This window comes from Brasilonema octagenarum UFV-OR1 (assembly GCF_963888615.1).
GTDB classification, from domain to species: domain Bacteria; phylum Cyanobacteriota; class Cyanobacteriia; order Cyanobacteriales; family Nostocaceae; genus Brasilonema; species Brasilonema sennae.
Map to the genome: position 1 here is coordinate 1 of NZ_CAWPKW010000174.1, position 6745 is coordinate 6745.

Here is a 6745-nt window from a genome sequence, read left to right on the forward strand (position 1 = left end):
CCCCTCAAGAAATTCTCTAATTTGCTTTGCCCAGGGGGTCGGCTCGCTTTTGAACTCAACGCCGTCGGAGATGGCAACCAGCAGCAGTCGCTGTCTATTGAAGGGACTCCCAAAGTGTCCACTTGAAACGAGAGTTGCTTCCAGTCGGTATCCGGCTGCTGCCAATCGGTCACAGATGTAGTTGCAGTACATTCTTTCGCTTCCTGGTCGGTATCTACAACTGAGGAGTCCTGGCACATTCTCAATGGCTGCAAAGCTGGGACGGATTTTAGTGATGATGTTGAGCACTGCGGGGAAGCAGTCCCGTTCATCATCTGCTCCAAGCCGCTTTCCCTGGATACTAAAGGGGGGACAAGGCGGTGAGGCGCTAATAACGTCAACTCGCTCTGTGCCGATTCCTCCAGTGACGGCAAACTCCTTAACGTCCCCGTAGTTGGGCACTCCTGGGTATCTTTTACTGAGGATACTTGAGCAATAATCATCTGTTTCGGCGACTCCGATGAGGTCGAAGTTGAGATAGGCTCCTGCGAGTGGGAAACCTCCGCCCACTCCGCTGCACAAGTCGAGTTGTGTAAGCTTTCCCATTGTCTATGTGCCTCTTCATACTCTTCGATTGTTTTATAGTCGTCTGGGTCAGGTGGTTCATGGGAGTCATCAAAGAAGATGCTGACTTGCCCTGAAGCATCTACCTTATGAGGTGGATTCTCGCCGAAGTGCAACGGGTTCCATCGGTCGCTTTCTTCTTCTGCTTTTGCTACTTTTGTCACCTTTACGGGGAAGACCTCCGGTCTCGCTGCGCTAACGCAGTCGCCTGACGCCACATTCTACCCTGCGGGAAGGCGTTCCGCCTACAACGGGGGGAACCCCCGCACAGAAGTGGCACATGAGGGAGACCCTACCAAGAGCGCGCTTACTCACCGTAAGGCGTGGCGTTACCCATAGGGTTTACAACAGTTCCCTGTAAGGATGGACAGTTTGTTCTTTGAGCAGGTTTTGAAAACAGTTGTATTCAGACATCCAAACAGTGAATTTCCGTAAGTAAAACCTCTATAGCAACAAAAGTGAAGCATACTGACACAGACGTGTAAGGACTGCTTCCCTTCGATTCCTCTAAAGATCCTTAGACTTTCGTGCTAGTCAAAAGCGCAACTCTTCCAAAGCAAAGGTAAAATTTCTTTATTGCAAAGTTTTCCTTATATATAAGGTGAAGCTGATAGCAAAAAACCAGGGTGTTCCATTTAATAAGTCATTTCTCGGTTATGTCCAGTTCAGCAATAGATAATGAGAATAGAAATCTTGTGTCTTAAATGGTAAATCCGATTGTTCAAACCTTAATGACAGATGAGACTCACCACGGTCTGCCTTTACAAGTTACGCAGTTAGTTCTGGATTTTGTGTACAGAATTTCCTTTTTATCAATCTTGTGTATACGTAATCACTTAAACTTACTCCGAAAAGACAATTTTGAAGGCGGTAATAGTTGGTTATACCAACGGTTGAGAAACGTGTATTTTTTAAATTTATACCATAAAAAATCTGTGTGCGGATCGGAGAGCGAAAAAAAAACCTCTAGCTCTAGTCGTAAAATAAACGTCCAATGTCAGCCACAATCTCGAACACGGAGATATGATTGGGGATACCAGGGGTATACTGAGCCAAATTGGCTAAATAGTAGTGAAGATATTAATGTCTGGTGGAAGTTATACAGGTCAATTTTCGGTAAATATAGGTATACTTCACTAGAATTAGCTATGCGACTGGATGCTTTAATGCCTAAGCCGATAGCAAACTTTCTACCTCCAATCTTACCAAGGCTGGAAGTTGAAAGAAACATAAACAAAAATGCCATAGATTATGGCGACCTCGCGTCAAACTATAGTTGACTCTCAGGTGAATAACACCATAAAAAGTCGTTTATCTACATGCTCGCAACTCCGATGACACTTGATAATAACCAAGGGCTTACCTATAAAAACTCCCAGTCTCCCGGACAGCAGGGGTTATCGCTGGCAATCAACTCGACCAATCCCTTTAATAATACTGGGGTAAACTATGGGCAAAACCATGACACCAAGAAGATTGCTAGTGAAGAAACACGAATGGGTGATATTGTTCCTGGTCGAGTCGCCAATATTAAAGTAATTGGTGTGGGTGGTGGCGGTAGTAATGCTGTTAACCGCATGATTGCGTCTGATGTAATTGGCGTAGAGTTTTGGTCAATTAACACTGATGCACAGGCTCTGACTTTAGCATCTGCTCCCGCTCGCTTGCAAATTGGACAGAAACTTACGCGGGGTTTAGGAGCCGGTGGTAACCCTGCTATTGGTCAAAAAGCTGCTGAAGAATCACGCGACGAAATCGCCAAGGCTTTAGAGGGTGCTGACTTAGTCTTTATCACTGCTGGTATGGGAGGAGGTACTGGTACTGGTGCAGCTCCGATTGTTGCTGAAGTGGCAAAAGAAATGGGCGCTCTCACTGTCGGCGTGGTGACGCGTCCATTTATCTTTGAAGGGCGTCGCCGCACCAGTCAAGCAGAGCAAGGTGTTGAAGGTCTAAAAAGTAGAGTGGATACACTCATCATTATCCCCAACAATAAGCTTTTGGAAGTCATCCCAGAGCAGACACCTATGCAGGAAGCTTTTCGCTATGCAGATGACGTGCTACGTCAAGGGGTACAAGGTATTTCAGATATCATCACAATTCCTGGTTTGATTAACGTTGACTTTGCCGATGTACGCGCTGTTATGGCGGATGCGGGATCAGCATTGATGGGGATTGGCATTGGCTCAGGAAAATCAAGAGCTAGAGAAGCAGCAATTGCTGCCATTTCTTCGCCGTTACTAGAGTCTTCAATTGAAGGAGCTAGAGGTGTTGTTTTTAACATTACTGGTGGTAGTGACCTGACCTTGCATGAAGTAAACGCCGCAGCAGAAACAATTTATGAAGTTGTTGATCCCAACGCCAATATTATTTTTGGAGCAGTGATTGATGATCGGCTCCAGGGTGAGGTCAGACTTACCGTAATTGCCACAGGATTTACAGGTGAAGTACAAGCTGCACAACAACAAAACGCCAATCAAGGACGGGTTGTCTCACCAGCAGCAACAAGGCGACCAATGCCACAGCCACAGTCACAGCCACAGCCACCAGCAGCTAATCCTCCAACGCCGATCACCGAACCCAAAGAAAAACCAGGACTAGACATACCGGGTTTTCTCCGTAACCGACGCACACCCCGTAATTAAGAAATTATGAACTTATCGATGGGATCAGGGTGAAAAATTTTATATGGCTGATCATTCATTAAGTCTTAGTTGGAGGGTTTTGCAATCTGCTGAAAAAGTCTCAACTTTGGACGAAAAGTCATCCCCAACTTTATGGAGGAGATAGAGGAACCTGGGCGCGTGCACACAGCACCGCCCTAGTGGGAACGGGCAAGCCTTACGGGTATCGGGTATCTCCTGGGCGCACTAACGCACGCACCCAGGCGAATCAACACGCAAAGCGTATGCCTGCGGCACGCTTTGCGCTTATGGAAACAAGAGCGTTGTTACCAGTGGCGTGGACTGGTGTTTATTGCTGTAGTGGTTCATCAATTGAGAATGCACTTGAGCAATTTTGTCGAGCTTTGACTTATTGTCGAGCTTTGACTTATTTGAACGGTTTATGGCAATGGTTATGATTGATCATTTTTTTGCCCGCTCAACCCATTGAATTACCTGATGACCAATACGAGTGCCGTCAAACCGATCTATCTCACGCACTCCGGTAGGACTTGTGACGTTGACTTCGGTCAGGTAACCACCGATCACGTCAATGCCGACAAAAATTAAGCCATCTTTGCGTAAGGTTTCAGCGAGTTGGGTGCAAATTTCATACTCTCTTGGAGTGATATCAGTTTGGGCAACCGTACCACCTGTTGCCATATTATTACGAAAGTCGCTGCCAGATGAAAGGCGATTGAGGGCACCGATTGGCTCGCCATTGAGCAGGATAATCCGCTTGTCTCCGTCTTTTGCCTCCGGTAAGTAGGTTTGTACCATAACTGGAACTTGACCTTGGAGAGTACTGAGTTCAATTATAGAATTGAAGTTGCGATCGCCTCCTTCTAAAATTAAAATCCCTTCTCCGGCTTTATTCCCCAGTGGTTTGAGTACCGCTCTTCCTTGAGCCTCTACAAATTGCCTAATCAACTGCTTCTGTGGAGTAACAATAGTTTCTGGAATCGCTTTGGTAAACTGAAGGGCATACATTTTTTCATTTGCCGCCCGAATTCCTGAAGGACTGTTGATAACCAAAGTTTTGTTTTGGTCTATGTAGTCCAGAATGTACGTAGCATAAAGATAAGCAACTGTGACAGGTGGATCTGTCCGCATAAAGACGGCATCCAGTGTTTCTAGGCAAACAAGGGTACGGCTACTCAACTTGTACCAAGGATTAGCTGCTTGATAACGTCCTTCTACCAACTGCACGGGTATAAGTTCCACTCTTTCTAAGAGCGCCCAAGCTTTGCCTTCCACCACACTGAGTTGATTGACTTGAGTTACCCAAATTTCATGTCCTAGAATTTGCGCTGCTTCCATCAGAGCAACACTTGTGTCGTGACACGGATCAAGTAGATGGATAGGATCAATGATAAAAGCCAGTTTCACACTTTCTGCCTCAATTGCCAAAAAATTCTTCTAAGGTTGTTCCATTTAGATTATGCCCTTAAGAGTTATAACTGACCAAACAAAGAACTCAGGAATTACCAACTCAGTAGTTATGGGGGATGAATAGCAAACAGGATACAAGCCTAACTGTGTTCTGCGTTCTTCTTTATTTTTCTTAACTCTAATGACTTTTATGTCAACTTATACAGTTTTGCTCGACGCTAGTAGCTCATCCAGCTTACCTTGATCTTCTAAGGCATAAATATCATCACAACCGCCAACGTGATAGTCGTTGATAAAAATTTGTGGTAAAGAGCGCCTGCCATTTGCTCTTTTAGCCATAAGATTGCGTGCAGCTTCATCTCCATCAATGCTGTATTCTGTATAATTTACCCCCTTGTTTGCCAGCAAATTTTTGGCTTGAATACAATATGGACAAGTTCTCCAGGTATAAATTTCTACTTTTGCAGTCATAAGTTCCTCAAGTTTTATTAATGTTTTTTAATTTTAAGACAATAATCTTTTTGTGGCTGTATATGCTTTCACTTGTGTTTGCTCTGCCAATTAGGTGCACTCGTTGTCTTTTTTAGGCAAATTCAAATTCTGAATGTAGTAATACTTCTAAAAGTTTGTGTAAAGTAAAGCTTTAGAATATCTTATTTTTTAGTTAATAAACTGCTCTTAAAATGACATCGCTGTCTGCTCACAAAAAAGCCAAAGCCCTTAAACCCAGTAGCCGTCGCCCTGCTAAAGAACTCTGTAGCGAGTGCGGTTTGTGCGATACATACTATATTCACTATGTCAAACAAGCTTGTGCTTTTATTAATCAGCAAATAGATAAACTCGAAGAACAGACGCACACTCGCGCTCGAAATTTCGACAATTCTGACGAGTTGTACTTTGGTGTGCATCAAGACATGATGGCGGCGCGGAAAAAGGAGCCTGTTCCTGGTGCTCAATGGACGGGAATTGTTAGTACCATCGCCATCGAAATGTTGAATCGCGGTATTGTTGAAGGTGTCGTTTGCGTGCAAAACACGAAAGAAGACCGCTTTCAACCGATGCCCATCATTGCCCGTACGCCAGAGGAAATACTGGCAGCACGAGTCAATAAACCAACACTCTCACCAAATTTATCCGTCTTGGAACAAGTGGAAAAATCAGGAATGAAGCGGCTGTTGGTGATTGGTGTTGGTTGCCAAATTCAGGCATTACGAGCCGTCGAAAAACAACTAGGCTTAGAAAAACTTTACGTTTTGGGTACACCTTGTGTCGATAATGTCAACCGTGCAGGACTGCAAAAATTCTTAGAAACAACCAGCAAATCACCTGACACGGTAGTGCATTACGAATTCATGCAAGACTTCCGGGTTCATTTCAAACACGAAGACGGCTCAACCGAAACGGTGCCTTTCTTTGGGCTAAAAACCAATAAACTGAAAGATGTGTTTGCCCCCTCCTGTATGAGTTGCTTTGATTACGTCAATTCTCTAGCAGATTTGGTCGTAGGTTACATGGGGGCACCTTTTGGGTGGCAATGGATTATGGTGAGAAATGAAACAGGTCAACAGATGCTGGACTTGGTGACAGATCAACTAGAAACTGGGCCAGTTATGTCAAAGGGCGATCGCACAGCCGCAGTCCAACAAAGTATACCCGCCTACGATAAAGGCGTTACCCTCCCGATGTGGGCGGCAAAATTAATGGGTGTCGTCATCGAAAAAATTGGCCCTAAAGGTTTAGAATACGCTCGTTTTTCTATTGATTCTCACTTCACCCGCAACTATTTGTATGTGAAGCGGAATCATCCAGATAAATTAGATGCACACGTTCCAGGATTTGCCAAGCGTATCGTTGAGCAGTATAAGTTACCAGAGTAAAAAGACAAAAGTAGCCGACTAAGAAGCTAGCTATAATTCTCGATAGTCTCTTAAGCGATCCAGCAGAACTGGTGACAGCAAAGCTTGAGTTTACTCAAAGTGAGTTGCAATGGGTATTTCAGGCGTAGAATTTGATGTGGGCAAAAAGAACTCATCCTTATGGCAACAAAATTTCCAAAATTTAGCCAGGATCTAGCACAAGATCCGACTACG

6 protein-coding genes are annotated in these 6745 nt (G+C 44.5%); 3 read left to right on the forward strand and 3 right to left on the reverse strand.

Going from position 1 to position 6745, the window contains the following annotated elements:
• Nucleotides 1–585 (reverse strand): DNA cytosine methyltransferase (locus AC5590_RS12230; protein WP_169268722.1); only part of this gene is annotated, 585 nt, incomplete at its 3' end.
• 1352 nt (nucleotides 586–1937) lie between these two features.
• Between AC5590_RS12230 and ftsZ the strand changes: the two genes are divergently transcribed.
• Nucleotides 1938–3245 carry a cell division protein FtsZ gene (gene ftsZ / locus AC5590_RS12235; RefSeq protein ID WP_169268723.1) on the forward strand — a complete coding sequence of 436 codons (1308 nt, stop codon included), beginning with the start codon at nucleotides 1938–1940 and terminating at the stop codon, nucleotides 3243–3245.
• 263 nt (nucleotides 3246–3508) lie between these two features.
• Entirely contained in the window at nucleotides 3509–3682 is a 174-nt protein-coding gene (locus tag AC5590_RS12240) for a hypothetical protein (RefSeq protein ID WP_169268724.1), read from the forward strand.
• 4 nt (nucleotides 3683–3686) lie between these two features.
• Here AC5590_RS12240 and gshB read toward each other — a convergent pair whose 3' ends face one another.
• Nucleotides 3687–4652, reverse strand: a complete 966-nt coding sequence (gshB, locus tag AC5590_RS12245) for a glutathione synthase (protein ID WP_169268727.1) — start codon at nucleotides 4650–4652, stop codon at nucleotides 3687–3689.
• A gap of 201 nt (nucleotides 4653–4853) precedes the next feature.
• Entirely contained in the window at nucleotides 4854–5126 is a 273-nt protein-coding gene (grxC, locus tag AC5590_RS12250) for a glutaredoxin 3 (RefSeq protein ID WP_169268725.1), read from the reverse strand.
• Nucleotides 5127–5338: 212 nt separating this feature from the next.
• On the opposite strand from grxC, the gene AC5590_RS12255 reads away from it, so the two are divergent.
• Nucleotides 5339–6532 carry a Coenzyme F420 hydrogenase/dehydrogenase, beta subunit C-terminal domain gene (locus AC5590_RS12255; protein ID WP_169268726.1) on the forward strand — a complete coding sequence of 398 codons (1194 nt, stop codon included), beginning with the start codon at nucleotides 5339–5341 and terminating at the stop codon, nucleotides 6530–6532.
• The last annotated feature ends 213 nt before the right edge of the window (nucleotides 6533–6745 follow it).

What these genes read in the sequence shown, in the direction of transcription:
- ftsZ (WP_169268723.1), top strand. Translation starts at nt 1,938, where the DNA reads ATGACACTTGATAATAACCAAGGGCTTACCTATAAAAACTCCCAGTCT.
- AC5590_RS12255 (WP_169268726.1), top strand. Translation starts at nt 5,339, where the DNA reads ATGACATCGCTGTCTGCTCACAAAAAAGCCAAAGCCCTTAAACCCAGT.
- grxC (WP_169268725.1), bottom strand. Translation starts at nt 5,126, where the DNA reads ATGACTGCAAAAGTAGAAATTTATACCTGGAGAACTTGTCCATATTGT.
- AC5590_RS12240 (WP_169268724.1), top strand. Translation starts at nt 3,509, where the DNA reads ATGCCTGCGGCACGCTTTGCGCTTATGGAAACAAGAGCGTTGTTACCA.